This is a genomic window from Actinomadura logoneensis (genome assembly GCF_003428695.1).
In the GTDB taxonomy this organism is placed as follows: domain Bacteria; phylum Actinomycetota; class Actinomycetes; order Streptosporangiales; family Streptosporangiaceae; genus Spirillospora; species Spirillospora logoneensis.
In genome coordinates this window covers 1-2,083 of the sequence record NZ_QURH01000030.1, presented here as the reverse complement: position 1 = coordinate 2,083, position 2,083 = coordinate 1, and the positions used below count along the sequence as shown (strand labels likewise).

The 2,083-nt window shown below is 72.3% G+C and carries 3 protein-coding genes; 1 reads left to right on the top strand and 2 read right to left on the bottom strand.

What is annotated here, in order from left to right; genetic code table 11:
• Positions 1–60 precede the first annotated feature (60 nt).
• Both DZF91_RS01730 and DZF91_RS41650 read right to left on the bottom strand, forming a co-directional pair.
• Complete coding sequence (locus tag DZF91_RS01730) at positions 61–1,017, bottom strand: C40 family peptidase (RefSeq protein ID WP_117355763.1); 957 nt, start codon at positions 1,015–1,017, stop codon at positions 61–63.
• Positions 1,018–1,309: 292 nt separating this feature from the next.
• On the bottom strand, positions 1,310–1,672 hold the full coding sequence (locus DZF91_RS41650) for an NYN domain-containing protein (protein WP_235834006.1): 363 nt from the start codon (positions 1,670–1,672) through the stop codon (positions 1,310–1,312).
• Positions 1,673–1,808: 136 nt separating this feature from the next.
• Here DZF91_RS41650 and DZF91_RS41645 point away from each other — a divergent pair.
• Positions 1,809–2,083: hypothetical protein (locus DZF91_RS41645; RefSeq protein WP_235834004.1), on the top strand; the 275-nt coding region annotated here is incomplete at its 3' end.

The following is a 2,083-nucleotide window of genomic DNA, read 5'->3' as shown; positions in this document are numbered from 1 at the left end:
GGCCGGGTCAGGGACCCGGCCCGACGGCCGTGGAGCGGGCGGACGCCCGGATCGCCCGTGTCAGGGGCGTCCGGCGCCGTACCAGGCGCTCTGGTAGTAACCGGAGCTGATGTCGGCGATCTGGACCACGGTGCCGGTGTGCGGCGCGTGGATCATCTTGCCGTTGCCGATGTAGAGGCCCACGTGGCCGAGGCTGTTGAAGAACACCAGGTCGCCCGGCTGGAGGTCGCTCTTGTTGATGTGCTTCACGTTCGCCCACTGGGCGTAGGTGTCGCGGCCGATGTTGACGCCGGCCGCCGCCCACGACTTCTCGGTCAGGCCCGAGCAGTCGTAGGAGTTCGGGCCGTCGGCGCCGTACACGTACGGCTTGCCCATCTGGGCATAGGCGAAGTCGATCGCCTTGCGGGCGCTGCCGGAGGCCGGCCCGGTGTAGTGGCCTCCGCCACCTCCGCCGCCGCCGGACCCGTTGTTGTCCGTGGGGTCCTGGCCGCCGAGCTTGTCGAGCAGCTTCTTCTGGGTCTTGACCTGCTTGTCCAGACCCTCCTTCTGCTTCTTCAGCTCGTTCAGCTTGGTGGTCACGTCGTTCAGCGTCTGCTGCGCCTGGGCCTTCTCCCGCGCCACGCGCTGGGCGGCGGCGAGGAACTGGGCGAGCGCACCCGTCCGGTTGCGGGACAGCTGCGCGATGACCGCCGCCTGGTCGAGGACGACCTGCGGGTTGCCCGCCGAGACGAAGCCGGTGACGGAGTCGGTGTCACCGTTCTTATAGGCGGTCGCCGCCATCTTGGCGATGGCCTGGCGCTGGTTCTCGTAGCTGCGCTGCTGGGCGTCGGACGCCTTCTTGGCCGCCGCGAGCTTCTTCCTGGCGGCCTTCAGCTGGCTCTGAGTCTTGTTGTACTGCTGAACCGCCTGGTCGACCTGCTCGTTCAGCTTGGTCAGCTTCTTCTTGACCTCGTCGGCGCTGGGCTTGGCAGGGGCGGCGCCGGCGAAGCCCTGGGGGAGGGTGAGCGAGGTCGCCACGGCGAGGCAGGCTGTCGCCAACACACGGCGCGTCGTGGTGCCACGCTTGGGAACTCTGGCCACGGTTCGATATGCCCCTCTCGTCCAAGACGTCAGCGGACGACACTAGCGAGGCCCCCCACCGGTCACAACCGATTCCCACCGATCTGCTGTAGTTAAGCCCGCTTTACCTACCGTGGGTCACAAGGGCCTCACGATGCGCGTGTGACCGGTTCCAGGGCGTCCCGTTCCCGGACGGAAGGACGTGTGACGTGGCTCTCCGCAGGCCGCCGGCGGGTGGCCCGCCGACGGGTCAGCTACGGCCCAGGCGGCGCAGCAGCAGCGGCGACGGGACCGGGCGCGCGCCGGCCCGGCGGGCGGCGTCCTGCACCTCGCGGTCGGACGAGACGACCACCACGGCCCGGCCGCCCGGCTCCGCGCGGACCAGCTCGCCGATCAGCTCGTCGGCCGTCTGGCCGGGCTGGCTGAACAGCACCCGCACACCGCGCGGCGCGACGGTCGCGACCGGGCTGTCGAGCTCCGCGCCGTCGAAGACGCAGGTGACCTCCGCGCGGGTCTGCGCGGCCAGCCCGCCGAGCCCGGACAGCAGCCGGCCGCGCTGGTCGGCGAGGGTGAGGTCGCCGTAGCCCGTCTTGGTGACGTTGTAGCCGTCCACGACCAGATGGACGCCGGGGAGCTGGAGCAGCCGGTCCAGCAGCTGCGGGTCGCCGTCGGACAGGGCGCGGCCGGGCAGCGCGCCGGTCCAGCAGCTGCGGGTCGCCGTCGGACAGGGCGCGGCCGGGCAGCGCGCGGTGCGGCGCTCCCGCCTCGCCGCCGCCGACCAGGTCGGCGGGACGGCCGATGGTCGAGGGCAGCGCCAGCTCGCGCCGGACGCCCTGCGCGGCGTCCACCAGCGTCTCCAGCAGCATCCGCAGCCGGACGTCGTCGAGGTTGCGGCCCTCGCGGGCGGCGCGCTTGGCGGCCTCGGCGTTCGCCTCGGCGCGGTCGAGGCGGACGCGCGCCTTGCGCAGCTCCTTTTCGGCGGCGGCGCGCGCGTCGCGGGCCTCGGCCAGCTCCCGCTCGGTCC